Annotated in this window: 16 protein-coding genes; 6 read left to right on the forward strand and 10 right to left on the reverse strand. The window is 41.8% G+C overall.

Translation table 11 applies throughout. The features are described from left to right. The first annotated feature begins 148 nt into the window (after positions 1 to 148). Positions 149 to 796 (forward strand): tRNA (guanosine(46)-N7)-methyltransferase TrmB, encoded by a 648-nt coding sequence (gene trmB, locus V7K62_RS18535; RefSeq protein ID WP_334866494.1) that lies wholly within the window; start codon positions 149 to 151, stop codon positions 794 to 796. Between the two features lie 322 nt (positions 797 to 1,118). Here trmB and V7K62_RS18540 read toward each other — a convergent pair whose 3' ends face one another. From V7K62_RS18540 to ppsA, 7 genes are all read right to left on the reverse strand, one after another. Further along, entirely contained in the window at positions 1,119 to 2,282 is a 1,164-nt protein-coding gene (locus tag V7K62_RS18540) for a hybrid sensor histidine kinase/response regulator (protein WP_334866496.1), read from the reverse strand. 12 nt (positions 2,283 to 2,294) lie between these two features. Then, positions 2,295 to 2,741 carry a response regulator gene (locus tag V7K62_RS18545; protein ID WP_334866498.1) on the reverse strand — a complete coding sequence of 149 codons (447 nt, stop codon included), beginning with the start codon at positions 2,739 to 2,741 and terminating at the stop codon, positions 2,295 to 2,297. Next, a complete protein-coding gene (locus tag V7K62_RS18550; RefSeq protein ID WP_334866500.1) occupies positions 2,686 to 4,992 on the reverse strand; it encodes an ATP-binding protein in 2,307 nt (768 codons plus the stop codon). Before V7K62_RS18550 ends, V7K62_RS18545 begins: the two co-directional genes overlap by 56 nt. 346 nt (positions 4,993 to 5,338) lie before the next feature. After that, positions 5,339 to 6,847, reverse strand: coding sequence for a dolichyl-phosphate-mannose--protein mannosyltransferase (locus tag V7K62_RS18555; protein WP_334866502.1), 1,509 nt, complete (start codon positions 6,845 to 6,847; stop codon positions 5,339 to 5,341). A gap of 184 nt (positions 6,848 to 7,031) precedes the next feature. Beyond that, positions 7,032 to 7,391 carry a XisI protein gene (locus tag V7K62_RS18560; protein ID WP_334866505.1) on the reverse strand — a complete coding sequence of 120 codons (360 nt, stop codon included), beginning with the start codon at positions 7,389 to 7,391 and terminating at the stop codon, positions 7,032 to 7,034. After that, on the reverse strand, positions 7,361 to 7,795 hold the full coding sequence (locus V7K62_RS18565) for an element excision factor XisH family protein (RefSeq protein WP_334866507.1): 435 nt from the start codon (positions 7,793 to 7,795) through the stop codon (positions 7,361 to 7,363). Before V7K62_RS18565 ends, V7K62_RS18560 begins: the two co-directional genes overlap by 31 nt. A gap of 39 nt (positions 7,796 to 7,834) precedes the next feature. Beyond that, entirely contained in the window at positions 7,835 to 10,315 is a 2,481-nt protein-coding gene (gene ppsA, locus V7K62_RS18570; RefSeq protein WP_334866509.1) for a phosphoenolpyruvate synthase, read from the reverse strand. Between the two features lie 192 nt (positions 10,316 to 10,507). Here ppsA and V7K62_RS18575 point away from each other — a divergent pair, with 192 nt between their 5' ends. Next, positions 10,508 to 10,912 carry a hypothetical protein gene (locus V7K62_RS18575; RefSeq protein WP_334866511.1) on the forward strand — a complete coding sequence of 135 codons (405 nt, stop codon included), beginning with the start codon at positions 10,508 to 10,510 and terminating at the stop codon, positions 10,910 to 10,912. 208 nt (positions 10,913 to 11,120) lie between these two features. Here V7K62_RS18575 and V7K62_RS18580 read toward each other — a convergent pair whose 3' ends face one another. Together V7K62_RS18580 and V7K62_RS18585 are read right to left on the reverse strand one after the other, a co-directional pair. After that, a complete protein-coding gene (locus V7K62_RS18580) occupies positions 11,121 to 11,867 on the reverse strand; it encodes a hypothetical protein (RefSeq protein WP_334866513.1) in 747 nt (248 codons plus the stop codon). A gap of 472 nt (positions 11,868 to 12,339) precedes the next feature. After that, entirely contained in the window at positions 12,340 to 14,265 is a 1,926-nt protein-coding gene (locus V7K62_RS18585) for an alpha-amylase family glycosyl hydrolase (protein ID WP_334866516.1), read from the reverse strand. Positions 14,266 to 15,148: 883 nt separating this feature from the next. Here V7K62_RS18585 and V7K62_RS18590 point away from each other — a divergent pair. From V7K62_RS18590 to V7K62_RS18605, 4 genes are all read left to right on the forward strand, one after another. Continuing rightward, positions 15,149 to 16,198 (forward strand): hypothetical protein, encoded by a 1,050-nt coding sequence (locus V7K62_RS18590; RefSeq protein ID WP_334866518.1) that lies wholly within the window; start codon positions 15,149 to 15,151, stop codon positions 16,196 to 16,198. 33 nt (positions 16,199 to 16,231) lie between these two features. Continuing rightward, positions 16,232 to 16,480, forward strand: coding sequence for a hypothetical protein (locus V7K62_RS18595; RefSeq protein ID WP_334866520.1), 249 nt, complete (start codon positions 16,232 to 16,234; stop codon positions 16,478 to 16,480). Between the two features lie 468 nt (positions 16,481 to 16,948). Then, positions 16,949 to 18,778: a protein kinase domain-containing protein gene (locus V7K62_RS18600; protein ID WP_334866522.1), complete on the forward strand. Its 1,830-nt coding sequence runs from the start codon at positions 16,949 to 16,951 to the stop codon at positions 18,776 to 18,778. 386 nt (positions 18,779 to 19,164) lie between these two features. Next, positions 19,165 to 19,383: a hypothetical protein gene (locus tag V7K62_RS18605; protein ID WP_163937100.1), complete on the forward strand. Its 219-nt coding sequence runs from the start codon at positions 19,165 to 19,167 to the stop codon at positions 19,381 to 19,383. A gap of 39 nt (positions 19,384 to 19,422) precedes the next feature. Here V7K62_RS18605 and ribD read toward each other — a convergent pair whose 3' ends face one another. Continuing rightward, positions 19,423 to 20,664 carry a bifunctional diaminohydroxyphosphoribosylaminopyrimidine deaminase/5-amino-6-(5-phosphoribosylamino)uracil reductase RibD gene (gene ribD, locus V7K62_RS18610; RefSeq protein WP_334866524.1) on the reverse strand — a complete coding sequence of 414 codons (1,242 nt, stop codon included), beginning with the start codon at positions 20,662 to 20,664 and terminating at the stop codon, positions 19,423 to 19,425. Positions 20,665 to 20,816: the final 152 nt, after the last annotated feature.

Genomic DNA, 20,816 nt, shown 5'->3' on the forward strand with positions numbered 1-20,816 from the left:
ATGGCGTATTTAACTGAGACTGCTATACAAAGTTGGTGCTGGGTAGGCAATTGAATGATAGACCGATAATTTTTGGCATACTTTTGCTAGACTTCCTTGTAACCTGGAGTTTCACCACAGGATATTTTCACGTAAAGGAGAACAAATTTTGGCAGCAGTCCGAGTCCGCCAGCATGTTAATCCACTTGGTAAAAAGTATCAAACGCCAGCGAGTCCCCAAGATTGGGAAAAAATTTATGCAAAGCCAAATCAACCACTACATTTAGATATTGGCTGCGCGAAGGGACTCTTTTTGTTGAATATGTCCAAGATAGAACCTAACTGGAATTTTCTCGGCTTGGAAATTCGGGAACCGCTGGTGGTGGAGGCGAATAAGTTACGTTCGGAATTAGGTTTAACAAACCTGCACTATTTATTTTGCAATGTGAATAACTCACTGCACTCACTTTTATCTTCCGTCCCTCCAGGACGTTTACAACGCGTTACAATTCAATTCCCCGATCCTTGGTTTAAAACCCGCCACGCTAAACGTCGTGTAGTCCAACCCGAACTAGTGGCAGACTTAGCTAATTATCTTGCGATTGGGGGGTTGGTATTTCTGCAATCAGATATGGAATTTGTGGCTGTGGAAATGCGCGATCGCTTTGCTGAAAATCCAGCTTTTGAGAAAATTGGTACAGGAGAATGGTTGGCCCAAAACCCCCTACTAATACCCACAGAAAGGGAAATAGGCACGCAAAAAAAGGGTGAACCTGTTTATCGGGCTTTGTTTGAAAGGGTGAAGGGTAAAGAGTAAATACGCACCAAGGTATTTGTAATTATTCCATAAAAAGATTTTTGGGACATAAAGATTTTACTGATGGTGGACTTACGCATTGACAATAAATACCAAATATGCATAAGTTTAAAAACCACATCTTTCGTAAGGGGACAGCATTGCTGTGCCCCTACATTCTGGTCTATTGACGATCGCAGGATAATTAAGAAAAGCCTGAAACAACCGGGAGCATCGTTAATTCAGATCGCGAGGCATTTGTACAGTGCGTAAGTCCGATGATGGTGGAAAATCTGTGAAAAATCAAGAGTCAGAATATTTCTGTATTCCGAATAATACTTGCTTAAACTCTGAGTAAAGGGAGGGTGACGGTGAAGGTTGTACTTACTCCAACTTGACTATTAATTACAATCTCGCCTCCATGTGCATCGACACACTTTTTAGCGATCGCTAGCCCCAAGCCGGTACCAGGAATGGTTCCAACATTGTCCGCACGTTGAAAAGGCTGAAACAGTCGCTTTTGGTCTTCTTTAGGAATGCCAATTCCCCAATCTTGAATTCGCAAAATTACTGTTTTTTCCTGACCAATTAGTTCAAAGTTGACTATGCCGCCCGGTAGTGAATACTTAATCGCATTGGTAAGTAAATTGCCCAAAATGTGCCGCAGCAAGCTTTTATCCCATAGTGCTTCGCCTAATTCCCCAAAACTGGTGAATATCAAAGTCAGATGTTTTTCACCTGCGGTTAATTCAACTTCTTCGACTAGTTGGCGGCAAAAAGCTTCTAAATCTAAGCAGATGAGTTCACAGCGCAGTCTACCAGAATCAGCTTTACCGATGAATGAAACTTCATCTAATAGCTGTCCCATGTTTTTGATCGCCGAGCTAATCATTTGCAAATGATTCAGTTTTTTCTCTTTGGTCAATTTTTCGTCGTAGTTTTCTAGCAATCCAGCAGCCAAGAGAATAGTATTTAGAGGATTGCGGATGTCATGGGAGAGCATTGAGACAAGTTCAGATTTTAATTGGTTGATTTCATTGGCTTTCACCAGTTCAGCAGTTCGTTCTTCAACCCGAATTTGTAACGTTTCATTGTCCGTGCGTAATGATTCTAAAACCTGCTTGCGCTCGATCGCATAACGCAAAGAGCGAACCAATACATCTGAATTTACCTGGCGCTTGATTAGATAATCTTGTGCCCCCTGCCGCACTGCCTCAATTGCCAATTCTTCGTCATTTGTATTGGTTAAGACAACAATCGGGATGTTTGGGACTTGAGCAATCAGAGGAGGCAGAGATGACAATCCTTGGCTGTCAGGTAGAGATAAATCTAACAAAATAACATCATAATTACACTGAGTTAGTTCCTGAAGTGCTTCCCCCAATCGCTTCACATGAACCAGAGTAAACTCTTGGGACTGAGCTTGCATCAGAAACTTTTGTAACAACCTAGCGTAAGGTAGGTTATCCTCAACTAACAAGATTTTTGCTGAGTAGCTCACAACCATAATTTTCGGGTTTCACTCTAATGGCAGCGTCACAGTAGAGAGCCAAAAATCTTCAATACTCTTGACGATTTCGAATAGCTGGTTAATGTTGCGGGATTTAGTAATATAGCAATTCACATGCAAATTGTAGCTCTCAATAATGTCATCCTCATTTTTTGAGGTTGTTAAGACAACGACTGGAATACGTTTTAGTACTGGGTCAGTTTTAATTTCCGCCAGCACTTCTCTACCATCTTTCTTGGGCAAATTCAAATCGAGGAGGATGAGGTCAGGGCGCCGTGCATTAGCATATTCACCTTCTCGGCGTAAATAAGCCATAGCATCTATGCCATCCCTGGATGTGACCACCTGATGTGGCACTGAACTATTTTTCAACGCTTCTTGGATTAAGCGAATGTCGGCTTTATTGTCCTCGACCAAAAAGATCATTTTTTGTTTTTCTCCCCTTTCTACGCTCAAGTTCACGTCCTCCAACTGGAATTGTAAAGTAGAAGGTTGCGCCTTCACCCAGTTTTGACTCTATCCAGATCCGCCCCCGGTGGCATTCGACAATCTTCTTACATATAGCTAAACCCATACCTGTACCGATATATTCATCTCGTGTATGTAGGCGCTGAAAGATAACGAAAATGCGATCGCTAAATTGTGGATCAATGCCAATACCATTATCCCGAACTGAGAACAGCCATGCATCTTCTATCCTTTCTGCTCCCAGATGGATTTGTGGCGGTTGGTGACTGTGGAACTTAAGGGCGTTACCAATGAGGTTTTGAAATAGCTGCATCAGTTGGGTGCTGTCAGCCATCACGGTTGGTAAGGGATCGTGGGTGATAGTAGCCCCAGTTTCATGAATGCGTTGACGCAAGTTGCTCAAGGCCCGATTTAAGGCTGTCTCTACCTCGGTCATTTGAAATGCGATCGCTTGCATATCCACTTTCGAGTATGCCAGCACATCATCAATCAAAGTCTGCATCAAGCTAACTCCCTGCACAGCGTAGCTGATAAACTCGTGCGCTTCTTCGTCGAGTTTTTGGCCATAGCGCATCTCCAACAGCTGCACGTAATTCACAACTTGATTAAGAGGTTCTTGCAAGTCATGGGAGGCGATGTAGGCAAACTTTTTCAGGTCGGCGTTAGAACGTTCTAAATCCTGGGCTAACTGGGCAAGTTCATCGGCTTGACGCAGCACAATATTGACAATTGCTTTTCGCAGTTCCAATGCTGCTTTAACTTCTATATCTTTCCAAGGTAAAGATGTTAAGCGGACGGTTTCTTTCCACAGTTCAAATGATTTGCGTGGACATAAACGGACATTTCCTTCTGACTGGCTAACTTCAAAAGCTTGATTAGGATCGCCACCCCAATTTACAGTTTGAATTACTTCTGGTCGAAACCACAAAACATAATTTCGTTTGGCGATGGGAATAGCTAATAAACCGCTAGCGATGTTTTTAAAACTTTCGGCATCTGAATAAATCTGCGGCAAAGAATCTGTATAGAATACTTCTTCCTCAACGTTATTCTTGAGCCATTGGACTAAAAAATTCAGGTCTTCTTCTTTTGGCGTTTCACCAATTACCCGACAATTTCCCCCAGAACACACGGCTGCGCCTTGAGCGCTAGCCAAATCTAAAAGATGCTGCGGGTTTTTAACTAAACCATCAATAAAGGTTTCGTCTTCAGACATATATTCAATCAAGACTGATTGAATACGTGTCAGATTTATCTGGCGATCGTGGTCTTCTGTCTCTTCTCTCGCTGAGATTTCGGCAAATATTAATCGCCCCAAAAATTCGCAAGCTTTACGTAATTCGTAGGAAATATATTTAGAGGACTGATGATGACAAGCAATTAGTCCCCAGAGTTTTTGGTCTTTAATTAAAGATATAGTCAGCGTTGCACCAACACCCATATTATGCAAGTACTCCAGATGACAGGGAGCAGGACTTCTGAGAATAGAGTTGGTTAAATCAATCGGGCGATCGCTAATTGGATTATTGACAGGAAAAATTTTTACTTGCTCACAAGAAGAATCCGGTATGATTCTGATCGAATTGACAGCGAATAATTTTTTCGCTGGTTTGGGAATATCTGACTCTGGGTAATGCAGTCCTAAGTATGGTTCTAGGCTTTCTAGTTTTTCTTCAGCCACAACAGAACCATGTCCATCATCATCAAATTTATATAGCATTACCCTGTCAAATTCCGTTATTTTCCCAACTTCTTGAACGATAACTTGACAAAACTCCCGGAGATTTGATGTTTTTTTTAGTTGATTTATGGAGGCTTGAGCTAAATGATAAAAGCTTAAAAATGGAATATTTTCCTGAGTAATAGCAGGTTCTAATTCCAAAATTAAAAATCCTTCTTCATTGCGGTGAAATACTGCATCAAATACTATGTATTCATCATCTTTTTTTCGTACCCAAACTCTGGTGGAATTGATGAAATCAAGATTTGCCCCGGATAGCCCTGTTTTAATTTTCTCTATTTGGAATGGGTCGAGTAAATCTTCTAGTTTTTTTTGTAACATATTTTCGGGAGTGATCCCGAAAATATTTAATGTATTAGTGCTAACTTGTAATATTTTTAGCTCAGGCTCCTCCAAGACTAACAGGATACCATGAGGCTGAATTTGACTAGAAAGATGAATCGATGCCTCTTTTAAGCTAATTAAATTAATATCTGGCAATTCTAAGTTCATTTTCATGACGATCCGCCTCTATTGTTCAGGATCATCAAAACTAGGTATCTATAATAACAATAACAGAGAATGATAAATGTAAAAAATTTTATAATTTCTCATTCATTATTTTTAGTTAATATCTAATTCACCATGCCCTGGTGTTGCGTTTTGCAGCTTTAATATTATCTGCTTACGCTTTGAACAGTCTAACAGTAATTAAAGCCACATAGTGATAAGAAATGTGAAACCGATGTATTAAGCAAATCTATATATATGTAGCTATGTTAAGTTGAGAAATTAGTTAGGGATTGGGGGTAAAAAGTTAGGAGTTAGGAGTTATTTTCATTCCCAATACCCAATGCCCCTTTAATCAAATCCAAGAGTTGAACCACATTCGCAGCTTATAACCTTCAGGCGAGAGGGGTAAACCCAAATAAATGGGCATCCAGAAAATAAAAGCAGCCAGAATGATAAAAGTAATGGTGACACCTAGCGCCCGGAGTGGTTGATAATAACTGCGAAGACACTGATCGACAAACCAAGCGATCGCTAAAAATACAAATACCACTGCACACATATAATGATAGATAAAAACGCACCTCGTTACCTCTACCCAAGGTAATAAGTTAGCAGCATAATTGCTCACTAAATACAAGGCAATCCAAGTATCAACACTAAGAGTTGCAGGCACAGAAAAACGCTTTTTTTTCAGCCAAGGAATTATGGCTTGTGACACCAGCATTCCTACCAAAAACAACATGGCAGCGACACCAAAGCACCACAAAAATGGGTTGCCCATTGCATGGACATCATAAATAACTTGTCCAGCACCGGCAGGCAAAGGCGGCCCCATTACAGGTAGAGGATCAGTGATACTTTTAGCCGTTTGATAATAATATGCCATTGGCCGAGTCATCAAAGGCCATTTGTACCAGGCAGCACAGTAAGGATGCACATTAGGACTATTGCCACCTAAATGTAAGTGAAACTTCAAAATTTGCTGATGTACTGCAATAAATCCATAAGTTTTATCTAGTTGAAGGTGAGGAATCCAGATGATGCTGTAGATAAAAGCTGGGATAATTCCTAGATAAAACAGCATCTGAAAAATATTTAGCTGAGTCAAGTTTTGTAGTGGTGTCTGAGATGAGGGAGAATAAGTACTAACTCCTGACTCCTGACTCCTGACTTCTGACTCCTTCAAGAAGGGGGATGTAAAAAAGAGTTTGGGGTTAGGAAAAGAATGTATTAAATGAATAACCCAAGCTGCTATCCAAGTGAGATAAGCACCTGATAGGAACCATAAACCATTCCACTTAGTACCAACTGATGCACCAAAAGCAATACCAGCAAAAACTAACCAAAAAGAACGCCGCCGATTTTGGTTATCTAATGCCAATAATAAAAACCAGTGCCCTAACAAACCAAAGATGACGATATAAATATTACTTAAAGCATAGCGAGACTCAACTAGGAAAATGCCATCACAAGCTGTGAAGAAACCTGCAAGTATTGCAAAGGTACGACGATAACTCAACTGATAAGCGATCGCAGCCACAACTAAAGGAATAAATGAGCCTGTGAGGGCATTTAACCACCGATAAGTCCAAGGCGATCGCATTGAACCTGTCAGCCCATTCACCGTATCGTGCCAAAAAGGAATGTGACTACCAATCCAAATGCCGATACCAATAATATATTGACTCAGCGGCGGATGAGCATTAAAAAATGGTGTACGCGTCAGATAATTATTACCGAATCTGGCAAAATAAACTTCATCAAATACCAGAGTGTTAAATCGCTCCAGTCCCCAAAACCGTAAGGCAAGTGAGAGAAGAAATACACTCACCATCCCAATTCGGAACCACTTTTTATTCATTAGTTATTTGTCATTTGTCATTTGTCATTGGGCATTGAGCATTGGGCATTGGTTATCGTCCCAAGTGATGTACAAGAACCCCCTCCCCGCTCTTCGAGAGGGGGCTATGATGTACTTTATATGATTAGGAAACGCTATATTTCTCCCTCATCTCCCTCATCCCCCTCATCTCCCCTACTCCCTACTATGCAACAGCAAATTCTGAATCTTTCCGCAGTTCCTCAGACCGAAATCCCAATACAATCCGATCCTTCGCCACACCAGCCCTAACTAGTTCCGTTGCAATCCCTTCTTCAGTACCATCACGTTGAATCCAAATTTTGTTATCAATAATATCAATGTGAATCATACAGCCATGAACGCGACGAGTCACAGTCAAAGACAAATCATAAGCTGGTTCTCTTCCCAAAATCATCAAGAGGTAGCGGTCTTGTTCGCCATCAAAAACTGTTTCAAATTGAATATTGCCAGCGCTGAAAGGGATTTTTGTATGTTCAATCAGAATATTCCGAATCAACTGCCTGTATTGCTCCAAGGTATCCATCTAAAAATAACCTCTTGCTCTAGCTGAAATAGAACAATATTAACTTTGTAATCTTCTACTAAAAGTTTAGCAATTGGCTCATCAAAGATATCGGCGTATACTTCGTCTTGAACGGCGAGATAGAGGACGCGATCGGGATTGGTTCTAGTCATCACAGAGCGGTATGCAAGGTACTGTCCCAATGCCTGTTCGAGAGCGGTCATCTCCGATACGCTGCGAAACGTTTTAATCTCAACGGCTATCTGCTGTCCTTCCTTTTCAGCAGCAATCAATTTCTCTGCACCCAAGTCAACATACATATCCCTTTTTCCCCACTTCAAATGAAAGGGATCGTCGGTAATCGTCCAGCCATCTTTGATTAGGGCATTTTTGACGTTCTCGTGGTAGCGATCTTTTGCTGGCATACATTACTCGAATATTTAACACACTAAAACCCTCTACAATTAAGACTCAGCACTCTCGACTTTTGCGACTTCTAGCATCGTCTTTAAAACCGAATCTGGATTTAGACTAATCGAGTCAATTCCTTGTTCAACCAAAAACTGGGCAAATTCTGGATAGTCACTGGGTGCTTGTCCACAAATGCCGATTTTGCGATCGCATTTTTTCGCCGCTTCTATGGCCATTTTCACCATTCGCTTCACACCTTCACTACGTTCATCAAATAACCGCGCCACTAAGGCCGAATCCCTATCTATACCTAGTGTCAACTGAGTTAAATCATTGGAACCAATGGAGAAACCATCAAATACCTCAGCAAACTCCTCAGCCATAATTACATTATTCGGTAACTCGCACATCACATAAACCTGCAAGTCGTTAACACCCTGCTTTAAACCATTTTTTGCCATCTCTGCCAAAACTAAACGTCCTTCATCGGGAGTGCGACAAAAGGGAATCATCGAGATCACATTCGTCAAACCCATTTCTTCCCTTACCCGCTTGATGGCATGACATTCTAGGGCAAAAGCTTCTCTGTAACCTTGATCATAGTAACGCGCCGCTCCTCGCCAACCCAGCATGGGGTTTTCTTCATGGGGTTCAAACTGTCGCCCACCTAACAAATTGGCATATTCATTACTTTTGAAATCTGACATTCTGACAATCACTGGTTTGGGATAAAATGCCGCCGCAATTCTACCTATGCCTTGGGCTAATTTATCGACAAAATATTGGGCTTTATCGTCGTAAAGTGCAGTAATCTCAGCAATTTTAGCTTTCACAAATTCATCTTTTAACAAGTCATAATGAATCAAGGCCATTGGATGAATTTTAATTTGGTTAGCGATGATAAATTCTGTCCGCGCTAAACCTACACCATCGTTGGGAATTGCTGATAAACTTAATGCTTCTTGAGGATTACCCACATTCATTAAAATTTGAGTGCGGGTGCGGGGTAAGTTCTCTAAAGGAACTTCTTGAACTTCAAAAGGTAATAAGCCTGGATAAACTTTTCCTTCTTCCCCTTCAGCGCAAGAAATTGTTACCTCTTGACCAGGTTTCAAAATTTCCGTAGCATTGCCACATCCCACGATCGCAGGTACACCTAATTCTCGCGCAATGATTGCGGCATGGCACGTCCTACCACCAGAGTTGGTAACAATTGCACTGGCGCGTTTCATAATTGGTTCCCAATCGGGGTCAGTTCTCTCTGTCACCAAAACTTCCCCGACTTGGAACTGTCCGAGTTTCTGAACATCTAAAATTAGACGTGCTTTTCCTTGACTAATTGCTTCTCCAATCGCACGCCCCGTAATTAGAGGGATTAGGGATTGGGAAGATTTTTCTCCAGTCCCTAGTCCCCAGTTTCCAGTTTCCAATAACAACCGATAACTCCGCAACACATTTCCCTTCTTCTGCGACTGGACGGTTTCGGGACGCGCTTGCACAATAAAAAGTTGGTTAGTAATTCCATCTTTTGCCCACTCGATATCCATTGGAGTAAGAATACCGTGAACTTGGGAATAATGGTCTTCAATTAAACATGCCCAACTTGCTAGTTGTAAAATCTCTTCATCACTCAGAGCGAATTTACCTCTTTCGCTGGCCGAAACCGAAACATTTTTCGTAAATTTGGAGCCGTCATCATAAATCATTTTCAGTTCTTTACTGCCCAATTTTTTATCGATAATCGGGCGGAAACCAGCTTTTAAAGTTGGCTTAAAAACATAATATTCATCGGGATTGACAGACCCCTGGACAACATTTTCACCTAAACCGTAGGCGGCTGTAATTAGTGCTGCATCCTTAAAGCCGGTTTCTGTATCAATGGAGAACATCACTCCAGAGGTTGCTAAGTCAGAGCGCACCATTTTTTGCACACCCACAGCCAGAGCAATGCTAAAGTGGTCAAATCCCTTGGTGTGGCGATAAGAAATAGCGCGATCGGTAAATAGAGAAGCAAAACATTTATGACAAGCTGCTAAAACTCCTTCGGCACCGACAACGTTGAGGTAAGTTTCCTGCTGTCCGGCAAAACTAGCATCGGGTAAGTCTTCAGCAGTGGCGCTAGAACGGACTGCCACATCTGTGTCTGCATGGTATTGTTCACAGAGATTATGGTAGGCTGCGGCGATCGCCTCCCGCAATTCTACAGAAAATGGTGTGTGGATTAATAGCGATCGCGCTTTTTTCCCCCGTTCTCGTAAGTTTTTGACATCCTCAACATCCAAGTCAGCAAAGAGTTTGCGTAGCTTTGCTTCTAACCCCGCAGATTCAATGAAATGACGATAAGCGTAAGCAGTAGTGGCGAATCCGGTGGGAACGTTAATCCCTTTGGGTGTTAGCTGTTGAATCATTTCCCCCAGTGAGGCGTTTTTACCACCAACTACAGGGATATCAGCAATACCAATTTCATCAAACCAGAGAATAAGCGATCGCTCTTGGGCAGATAGAGATAAAGTGCTTTTAGATACTGTAGTCATAAATATTACCTTTTAAGTTTATACTCAACTTGTAAGTGCATAACTGCTACTATATTTTTCCCATATTTAATTTTAGATTTTTTATTCTGTCGCCTGGTTTTAGATTTGGCGACGATATATAAGGCTATAGTCAATAAAAATTAACAATTATTCGGTTTAATGACTTTATCAAAATATCGAATTTAATACTCAATGGCGCAACTAGAACGACTACTGAAAATGGCAGAAGATGAGCTAACTGAATACAGCACTGATGCCCGCAAAATGGAAAAACTACGCCGTAAAATAGGTTTAACAGTGTCGGTAACAGAACAGCAGCAAGTCAAAGAGGCATTACTCGCTACGATGAAATCTAATATAATTACCCAAGCTGTGGAAGAACAAAGACAAGCAGTAGCCTTACCATTTTGGGGAATTGCTGGATTGGGTTTGTTATTGGGAATTTCTTTAAATCAACCTGTATGCTTGTTAGTGTCTGTAGTTGGGACTGTATTAGCTTACAGAATTCAGAAATGGGGTTGGAAATTGCAGGCAACTCGTTTATTGTTACAAACGTTGGAAGATATCGAAATGCGTATTGCCCAACCCAATAAGTAACAAAACAGATGCACTTTACAGATAAATACTTTTATATGTATTTTATTATACAAAAAATTTAATAATTAATTGATTTACAATCCTTGTTTTCAGCGATGAATTGCTCAAAACAAGGATTTTATTTTATATTTAATTATACCTACCTAGTGAGTTTCAGCAGTCTAACTTACAGGAATTCCGGATTAAGAACTTGTTCGCTAGTGAACAATTATTGCCTCCTCACAGCAATTGTGTAACTAGGTAGATGTGAGGCATCTGCTTGAGTTTTCACAAGTCGCCAGTCATTATCTATATATAAATGTTGAAACACTTGAGAAGTTGCTAAGGATGTTTTTTGAAATTCATTAGGATCATTTATCTCTAGATTTTCTGAGTTGAGAGCTTTAGGCAAAGCCACTTTTGATGCATTCAGTTTGACTTTAGTATTAACTACATTACTAAACCAGTTGTAGACTGATTCTAAAGTTAGAGGAATTTCTCTATTTTTAAAAGCCTGAAATCTATCAATGTTTTGAAGATACCATTTACCATTTTGAATTCCATATTTTTGGATTACCATGAAATCATAAGCTGGTAATTGTGATTGAAAGTTCTGGGATAAAGACGACTCTTTTCCCAGTATGTAGCGAGCTATACTGGCACAGTAACCATCTTGCTGGAAAATTTGGAAGGATTGCTCTTGTATTCTTTTTGGTAAACTTTCATGGAACGATATAGTAGACCAGATTGGTGTCCAAACACCCACTAAAAGCCTTAATTGCTCTGTAACACTGAAAATAGGATTTTGTTGGCTCAACTTGATAAAATAGGGAAGTAATTCAGTTTTATAAAATTTTATTTCGGCATTTAAAGGTTGTGGGTTTCGATCTTGAAGCCGTGCCAAAATTTCATTTTTAAATTTTAGTTTTTTGGGAGCGCTTAATTCATTTTTTAGTAAGAGTTCGAGCATTACCATTTACCTTTATTCTCATTTTTTTAGATGATTTGGTAAGAATTAAAAACTGGTGAGTTTAGCGTTCATAAAGGTATCATGCATTCTTTTCTCCTGTAAAAGGTAGAGCCTTTTAGCTCCTCATTCTGACAATTATTAAGTGTTTATCTGCTTGATATTATCTATCTTCAATCCCAAAATGGTGTGATCCAGATCACTGTAAACTAAAATATATTGCTCTACTTAATTATTCTTAAACAACGAGATCCCCGACTTCTCTAAGAAGTCGGGGATCTGAGGCTTGTGATTTGAGAAGAAGCATTTAGGAATCAGAGTATTGCATACATAGAGGTGTAGGGGCTACTCTACGAGTTCTCAAAACCTGAAACCTCGATCCCCCCTAACCCCCCTTAAAAAAGGGGGGATCTAAAAAGCCCCCAATTTATCGGGGGTTGGGGGATCTCTTATGCGTAAGTCCGATGTTTATCTGAAATTTCTAAGATTCTCTTCCCGATGCCCAGCTATCACGCCATTTAACGATGCCTTCTTTCGCAATCACCCAACGGCGATTTACGAGATTTTCACGCAGAGGCGATCGCCCTTCTCGCCACATAGCATATTTATAAGCAATCAGCTTACCGACACTCTCATCAAAGGGAATCTCAGCAGACCAGGTATTTGAGTTGATGTACTCTAAAGGATATGCTTTATTGATATCCCAGTTACCCAACTCTGGGCAATCTCCTGTCACCACAATGATTTCACCGGGTTTGGTATCGACGCCATTGAGTTGGACGCGGACAATTGTCTGTGCTTTGATCCGTTCGCCAACGTGACTGAAAACAAGCACTCCCCGTTCTTCTAGTAGCAAGTTATAAATCTTGCCGTCTTTCACCTCATACTTGTTGCGAGTCACCACGCAGGTATGTTCCCCATCGGGCAATTCTGTTTCTACTTCTGGCAGAGTAACTTCTCCTCCCCGGTTTAAAGCTACAAAACACAAAGAGTCACGATAGCGACGCACATAACAGTAAATGTCGGGGGTGAGATATTTTTGCCAGTGGCTACCCATTGATACGGCTGGATTCAGTCGCCGTAAGCCAGACAGCAGCCGAATGCAGCGATAAATCTCACTCTCAGTATCCCAATTTTCCATCATCGGGCGGTTATATGGGTCGTTACCGCCGTCGGTGTCGTCATGCAGATATTGTTCTGTACCGTAGTAAATGCAGGGAATACCGCGAGATGTCATAATTAAGGCGATCGCAACCTTCAACATCGCTGGATCGGGATTCAGCGATTGGAAGCGACACATATCATGATTATCGATGAAGGTAACTAACTCTGTTGCCCCGTTGTAGCGATAATCCTGATCGAAAATATATTGAATTGTTTGGAATCCCATTTCTGAACCTTGCCCTAGTGCGGCTCGAATTGCCACACACAAGCCAAAGTCTAGAAGTGTCATGCCTGAGTGGTTAACAAATTCCACTGAGCGATCGTCAGTAGGATTACTATAAATCCATTCACCAAAAATGAATACATCTGGTTTGTGATTGGTCATCTCGCCAGTGAATTCTTGCCAAAACCAAATCGGCATGTGCTTGACAGTATCCACCCGCAGTGCATCTACACCCCGATCTAGCCATTGTTTAATGGCTGACTTGATATACTCACGATATTCACTATTGTTTTCATTGAAGGTTGCTAAACCAGATAGTTCACAGTTCTGAACTTGCCAATCGTCTTCCCAGTTTTGCACTTCGCCATAGTGGTGATACCAACTATTGACATCATCATTGAAGTCAGCAATTTTCACTCCATCATTATACAATTCACCCTTACTACCGCTGGTATCAGGGCTGCTATGGTTGCAGACAATATCTAGCACCAGCTTCATATTGCGCTTGTGCAGTTCTGTAATTAAGCGATCAAAGGTCGTATTTTTTTCTTCTTGCGTAGCGTTTAAAGAAGGATTTTCCCCATCAGCAATGTAGCGAGGATTGAGCCGCTTAAAGTCTTTTGTCCAATAGCCATGTAGCGCTGCATTTCCAACAAATAACTCTTCAACCTGCTCGAAGAGTGGAGTTAGCCAAAGGGCTGTCACTCCCATGTTTTTGAGATAATCTAATTTGTCGATGACACCTTGCAAGTCGCCACCCCAGTACTTACCCCAATCTTTTCTAGTTGGATCGTACAATTCTGAGTTTGCACCTTCGCTGTTATCTGCATCGCCATCATAAAAGCGATCGACCACAAGAAAGTAAATGGTTTCTTGACGAAATTCAATATCTCTAGTGTAAAGAAACTCTAGGTCAATCTCAGCTTCTGGTGGTGTTTCTATAATAGCGTCTACTTTTTCTTGTGCAGAATCAACTTTATATTGATCTGGTGAAAACTGAGATGGAGGGGTTTGTACCATAAAAGAACTCAAAATTTAATGTAATTCATCAAAAAAATGGGTTGGAAACCCCGTGCTTCTAGCACGGCTTTATATTTCCATTACCGCCTTGGAGTTGTTCAATTCGGTGTACTTTTGTAATGTACTTTGAACGGGACAATTACCGTTTCAAATCTCCCAACTCTGTACGCATAATGTTTTGCTCAATTGAGCCTCCCTTACGGGGTAATGTTAGCTTCTCCCAAGGGGAGACGCAAGCGCGAACGACCTGTTATAAGAGCTTGTTGGGCTTGCAACACTGTTCCAGTGACCTTAGAACTGTTTAATCACAAGCGATAGAGCGGAAAACTAGCTACGGATTCTCCGGTATCGTGACTCAAATAACGTTTACTCGTTTTACCGAGTGGTCTGGTCAGAACGGCAAGAAGGATTACTCTTTCAAGCCTCATGCCTTAAGGCTGAGGTTCCTGACACTTGTAGAACCAACAGTACAACATTTCAAGTATTGTGTGTCACTACAAACTTCGGTATTTTGACATCCTGCCCACGGTGTAGGTATCTATCGCTAGCTAGTTTATAATTCTATCGGTAGACATAATTCATCTGCTAGAGGAATATAGCAGGTATTAACGATAATTGATTGATTACAAAAATTTACAATATTTAGTTAAGTTGACCTGGGGTAAATATTGAGCCTAGCTCGTGTTTAAGTGTATATTCGACAACAGATTTTAGAACACCTCAACTCCTGGCAGATTAGCTGTCAGTGTCGTTACATCTGAGCAATACTGAGTAAACCACGTATTAGCCAACTTTTTCTCTAGAAGATTCGCTCCATTGGTAAACTGACCATTGTCACTTTCAATCTGTTATTACTATCAAGGAATTAATTTAGGTAGCAATTATGACAAAATATGACAAGGTTTTTAACTCACCAAAGACATCAGAGGAATCACTAAGTCCAGAGGAAGCGGTGGCGGCGATCGCAACTGTGACTGCGATCGCTGATTCAATGATTGAAGATGTAGATGCAGAAAGTTTAGCGGGTATCCTCTGGGAATTCGAGGTTTTCGAGGAATACTCAGAAGATGAAATCGCCGAAATAGTTGATAGACTTCTAGCGATTGCAGAAGAGGAGGGAATTGGGCCCCTGTTTAATGTCGCTAAAGTATCTCTCTCAGATGAATTAGTGTTGGATGGTTTTGCAGCTGGGGTAATAGTGCTTTTAGACGATGAACTCGCGATCGCCAAATCGAAACAAGTTTACCTCAAAAAGCTACAAGCAGCCTTAGAACTAGAGGATGAAGAAGCAGAGGAAATCATCAAGGAGGTAATTGCAGCCTTTAAAGAAGCAGAAGATGAAGAATATGCAGAGGATGAAGATGAGACGGTAGTCATCGAAGATTTTAGTCAACAGAGCTATGAATCCCCTTTAGGTAATTTTACCGTGCCGATTCCGGTTGATCCGCAGCAGGGCGGTAGAATTCAAAGTCAGGAAGGAGTAGTTGGCTTTTCTGATGATATCGGTACTTTGCTGAGAATCGATTATTATCCTTTCCCCCTGGAACAGTTAGAAGAATTGGAGTCTTTAGGACAAGAAGAATATTTACAAACAATTTTAGTAGACAAGTATATACCTCAAGCGATTTTTGTCAATGTACCAGATGCTTCTGTGGAGTATACCGAATATCTGGAAAATACTTTGCGAGGCGCTTACTACGTCTTAATCGATATGCCCAACGGTTCCACGATTTCTAAGCAAGAAAATAATGGAACTGCAATCAGATTAGATGCGTACCGGGGGCTGCTCACCTTTATCAGTGGTGAATTTTTGTATATAGTTAGTAGTCAGCACAGCTTTATTAACGGCGAAACTCCTGATTCTGTTGAAGAAGAAGCCGAAGACATCAAGGAGAGTATTTTAGAGTTTGTTGAGACTATAGAGTTCACTTAGTACAGCATTTCATTCATTCGTAGCGAATTAAATTTGGCAATACCCTGCAATGCCAATGCGTCGGTTGACAATGCCAATGCGTCGGTTAACAATGCCAATGCGTCGGCTGACAATGCCAATGCGTCGGTTGACAATGCCAATGCGTCGGTTGACAATGCCAATGCGTCGGCTGACAATGCCAATGCGTTCCCTGGTATTAAAAACGTTACGCTTTTAGGCAAAACTGTACTTAATACATATCACCGCAAACAAGAGTCAGAAATAGAGGAAGATACTTTCTAGAAGTCATACCATTTCATTTGAATAATAATACAAATACCTTGGTAGGGGCACAGCATTGCCCATTGGTGTCAACTTAACTAAGACTTACGCATAAGAGATCCCCCCAACCCCCTTAAAAAGGGGGCTTTTAAGATCCCCCCTTCTTAAGGGGGGTTAGGGGGGATCGAGGTTTCAGGTTCTCAATGCGTAAGTACTGTTACCTCGTTCCCAGTCTCCGACTGGGAATGCCTATTTTGAGGCTCCGCCTCCCTGACTGATGCCTAGTACAAGAAATAATGCATCCTTGCTTCAGAGCAAATAAATTTATTTATGGGGTTCTCCCCCTGCTCCCTTTCCTCTTCTTTGGCGTTCTCAATTCAATCTCCATAACTCATCTGATGTACATTTAAAGGGCGATGTCTGATGACAAGCCTGGAGAAGACAGGAAATTTCCGGCTCCGCACTGGGTGTCTACGGTTATAATTTTTCATGACAATAACCCTGCTGAACAATCGCTATCAAGTTATCCAGGTAATCGGCGCTGGTGGGTTTGGCGAAACCTTTCTAGCAGAAGATGTCCATCTGCCTTCTCGCCGTCGCTGTGTAATTAAGCAACTAAAACCGATAACCAATAATGACTCGCAAACCTACCAACTTATCCAACAACGGTTTGAACGGGAAGCAGCAACTTTAGAGTATTTGGGTGAAAGCAGTCATCAAATTCCCAAACTCTACGCCTACTTTTCTGAAAACGGGCAATTTTACCTCGTCCAAGAATGGATTCAGGGCCAAACCCTGACAAAAATTGTCGAAGCCAAAGGATTTGAGAGTGAAACCGCTGTTCGGCAAATTCTCTTGAGTCTGCTATCAGTTTTAGATTATGTCCACAGCAAAGGCATTATTCACCGCGATATCAAGGCAGATAACATCATTCTCCGTTCTGTTGATGGCAAGCCTGTTTTGATTGATTTTGGTGCAGTCAAAGAAACAATCCGTTCTCTGGTGAATTCTCCAGGATACCCCACGCGATCGCTCATCATTGGTACACCTGGATATATGCCTAGCGAACAAGCCGTTGGCCGCCCAGTTTACGCCACTGATATCTACAGCTTAGGTTTAACGGCGATTTATCTGCTGACTGGTAAACACCCGCAAGAACTAGTAACTGATCTCAAAACTGGGGAAATACTTTGGCAAGATCACGCCTCTCATGTCTCTTCCGAATTGGCTTTGGTACTGAATCAAGCAATTAAGCCTCATGCTGGCGATCGCTATAGCACTGCCAGTAAAATGCTATATGCCCTGCAATCAGTTAGTAATATACCTCCTGAGTTAGCTGCAAATACTTCCACAGTCAGTTTTTCTCCCACTGCTACATCGACTCGACAAACCCAGCCATTATATTCTCCGCAAAACAATTCTGCGATTGCAAGGTCTTCCACTCCTGGAAACTGGCAAAAATCTGCTGTGATTATTGGTAGTTTGCTGGTAGGCGGCTTGATTGGGGCAGTAGCAATTCCTAGCATCATTCGTCAGCAACAACCAGAAACAACTATTGCCACAAGTCCCACCCCATCGCCAGAATCTTTGCCGACTCCTGCATCTAGCGAACCGCCCGTTTCTTCCCAAACTTCTCCAGTCCCAGTTGTACCGACATCACGACGACGACAGCGAGTAATTCCTGATCCTTTGCCAACCTCTAATCCCCCAGTTGTACCCATACGACAGCCAGAAAAACAGCCTGTCAGTTCAGATATTCCAGCACCACTAGCAGTATCAACACCACAGCCAGAACCAGAGAATATCGCAGTTCCCACACCAGAAGTCCGTTCCACACCACAAAACAAACCGCGCAGTAAATTAGCTGCCACTACCAGCAGAGAAAGCGTTCCCGCATTCCCTACAGGTACAGCAAGAAACATCGTAGAAGCTACCCTCGGCAAACGAAATAAAGATTTAAGAGGCTCATGGGGCAAGACTCGTGCTGTGGTTTACAAACTAGTACCAGACAAAATTGACCTTGGCTACTTATTTGATAGTAATTCTCAAGTACTGCGTCAAACTGAGGTATCTTTTGCCCAATCGGTAGACCCGCAGGTAATGGAGACTACCTTAAATGGATTGTTAGGAGGGGAAGCCACTGAAGAAATTAAGCAGGGACTTAAACAGGTACAACAGCGCCACTCTGATAATTTTAGTTTTAAGAATGGCTCAGTTAAAGGTCAGATTATCCGCCAAGAATGTGATTTTATTTACATCAGCATTTGGGATGCAGATTTACATAATTTTGTGAGTCCATCGACAGCCAAAAGGTGTTAATTTCCTGAGAAACATCATTCTCAAAAGTTAGATTTTTGTATCATAGAAGACAGATTCAGTCTTGAATATAGTGCTTACAAAACTAGTTTTGTTGGGCTACAATCAAGACAATTTCAGTCTTTTCAAGCACAAAAACCCAATTTTTAGAATTAGCAGATTTGTTTTCTAGGTTTTACAACTAAACCCATGAAAATCTATCTTTCCTATGCCCCATGCCCCATACCCCTTTTCAAACTGAGTTTCAAGTTCTTAATCTTCATAAAGTTATAAATACCATTATTAAGTTTTTAATAATACTTATCTCAGCTTCTACATTCATGTTGTAAAGTGCGATCAAAATTGTGTAATCTGAAAACAGCAAAGCTAAATTATTCAATTGAGGCCTGATGACTCCTACAATTATGCGTCAGCTTTGGTCAGTGGTTGAAACCGCCCAAGCCAAGCTCCTCTTACAACTGGATGATGCAAGCTTGGTGCAGTGGTTAGTGAAACAAACCGAAACGCAAGTGTTGTTAGATTCTAACGAAACTGATTTTCTGTGCCACTACATTCAATCTCGGCTAGCCCTTATACGTGATATTGCCCATGAACGTCAGTGTTCATGATAGCAAAATCACGATGAATTGATTGATAGTCAAGTGTTATTACTGTTGACTATTGTTTTTTTGAGGAAAATAGCCTTCCACTAAGCAGTCAGAGCCTACTACACGCCAACGAACACGTTCTAAAGACAACGCCTCAGTCATGGTAGTAAAACCTAAATCGCCCACTGGTGTGGGAGCAATACTACCACCAATAATTTTCGGGGCAATAAATGCCAAAACTTTTTGCACTGCTCCTTGAGCGATCGCACTAGCAGCTAAGGTACCACCACACTCCCACAACACGCTACAAAAACCCCGTTCATATAAATACGCCATTGCCTTATCCGGTGTAAGTGATGTTAATTCCACCACCTCCACCCCAAGTTTTCGCAACAGTTCTTGAAAATTGGGGTTAGCACCTTTCTGTGTCAACACCAAAGTTGGAGCATCCGCAGTTTGCCACAGATGGGCACTTTCCGGTAAGTTGAGATGGCGACTCATCACCACTCGCAGGGGATTATGTGCCCCTAGCTGATGGCTGGTTAAATAAGGATTATCTTGTCGAACTGTATTACCGCCGACAATTATGGCATCACAAGCCGCCCGCAGTTGATGTACTTCACTGCGGGCATCTTGGCTAGTTACCCAAGCGCTATGACCAGAGGTAGTAGCAATTTTGCCATCTAAAGTCATGGCATACTTTAAAATTCCCAAAGGTCGCTTGTAGAGAATGCGATGCACAAAAGCTTCATTTAGCTGACGACAAGCTGACTCTTCTACTCCTACCAACACTTCGATCCCCGCTGCACGTAAACGGGCGATACCACCTCCAGCTACCAGTGGATTGGGATCAACCATACCCACCACTACTTTTGCTACTCCTGCTTGAATCAATCCTTCCGAACAAGGGGGAGTACGTCCGTAGTGATTGCAAGGTTCGAGGCTGACATAGATTGTTGCACCACGAGCGCGATTCTCTTGGGGAGAGGCTGCGCCAGCACCTGCTGCCCTCAACGCAAACACTTCTGCATGAGGCTCACCTGCACGAGGATGAAACCCTTCGCCGACAATCTCACCATCCTTGACAATCACCGCTCCCACTAAAGGATTTGGCGAAGTACGCCCTAAAGCGCGGCGAGCAAGTTCCAAACACCGCAGCATCATGCGAGAGTCAAAGTCAGTTCCTACCTTTTCCTTCGGTGGTGAATTCGAGCCAACTGCTGACTCCACTAGAAGTATATTTTCCTGAGTGTAATTTGGTGAGGATGCATCTGGTTGAGCGACCACTGGGGAATTATCCATAATTTTAGGCAATACTGTAAATATTCTGCACGCGATCGCGCAGCCTCTCCACAAGAGAATCGCGCTTTGCTCCTGATAATTAAATCATTAATATCCAGGCGCTATTATTGGCTGCCTTAACTTGCATCAGCCTGTAATATTCACATTACAAT

Source organism: Nostoc sp., assembly GCF_036917935.1.
Classification (GTDB): Bacteria; Cyanobacteriota; Cyanobacteriia; order Cyanobacteriales; family Nostocaceae; genus Nostoc.